The organism is Neorhizobium sp. BETTINA12A (genome assembly GCF_023006485.1).
Lineage (GTDB): Bacteria > Pseudomonadota > Alphaproteobacteria > Rhizobiales > Rhizobiaceae > Neorhizobium.
Window position 1 is genome coordinate 1 of the sequence record NZ_JALBGW010000343.1, and the last position, 984, is coordinate 984.

Below are 984 nucleotides of genomic sequence, written 5' to 3' on the forward strand. Positions count from 1 at the left end.
GGCACGGCTGCGGCGGCTTCGGCGATCATCCGCACCGCCCGATAGGCGACCGGGTTCTTCATGAAGCCTGCCCGCGCCAGCGCCGCGTAGGACCGCCCCGACCACTGCGCCGCTCCCTCGCCCGACACGATCGCAAAACCGGAGGCCGTCTTGGTTTCGGGCTTTTGGGTGTCGGTCCCCTGGATTTCGGGCACGGCCTGTCGCCCACCCGCGGAAAACCACGGGCGCCGGAATGGAGATTTCATCGTGACTTGTCCTTTTCGCTCGCGGGCGCCAAGGCCCGCTTCAGGGAAGCGGCAGGGGCGATTTCACCGCGTTTTCACTGTCGAAATCGGCCGCCAAACGCATCTCGCGGATCGGCCGGACGATATCGATCGAGGCCTGGTAGACCGGATGCGACTTGTAGGCGGCCAGCGCCGCCGCATCCTCGAACTCGCCGTAGACGACCAGATCGACTTCGTTGCCGAGCTGGTCGCTCTTCACATTGGTGCCGATCTCCAGGGTCAGCGCATGCGGGTTGCCGGTCAGAAGCGAAAGACCTGCCCGGACCCGGTCGATCTCGCCTGCCTGCGCCGTGAAAAATACGATGTGGCGTATCATGGAACCTCCAGCAATGCGGAGGCCTGCTATCATGGCCTGCAGTGGGCTTCAATGCGGCTTGGTGTCCAGCGCCTCGGCGAACATTTGCGCATGCCGCGCCACCAGGTCCGCCCGGTCGTTGCCGTTGATGATTTTTCTGGCGCCCAGCCAATCCGCCCTGCCCCGCCCGAAATAATCGCCGAGCTTGCAGCCGGTGAAGCTGCCACACCGCATGCCCTCGATCAGGATCGCGACCGACACCGGCATCTCCATCGCCCGGCCCGGATCCGCCACCAGGTCGATCCCGGTCACAGCCGACATCGCCGCGTAGTTCCGCCTGTGGGTGAGCTGCACCAGCCCGCGGCCGAGCCAGCTTTTTCCGTCCGCGTCCGGCCGCCAGTAGGG

Annotated in this window: 1 protein-coding gene and 2 pseudogenes; all 3 read right to left on the reverse strand. The window is 65.8% G+C overall.

What is annotated here, in order from left to right:
- Nucleotides 1-245 (reverse strand): annotated as a pseudogene (locus MOV61_RS30025) (phage portal protein); the annotation flags it as partial.
- A gap of 40 nt (nt 246-285) precedes the next feature.
- Complete coding sequence (locus MOV61_RS30030; RefSeq protein WP_247139192.1) at nt 286-600, reverse strand: Dabb family protein; 315 nt, start codon at nt 598-600, stop codon at nt 286-288.
- A 48-nt stretch (nt 601-648) separates the two neighbouring features.
- A pseudogene (locus MOV61_RS30035) lies at nt 649-984 on the reverse strand (hypothetical protein); the annotation flags it as partial.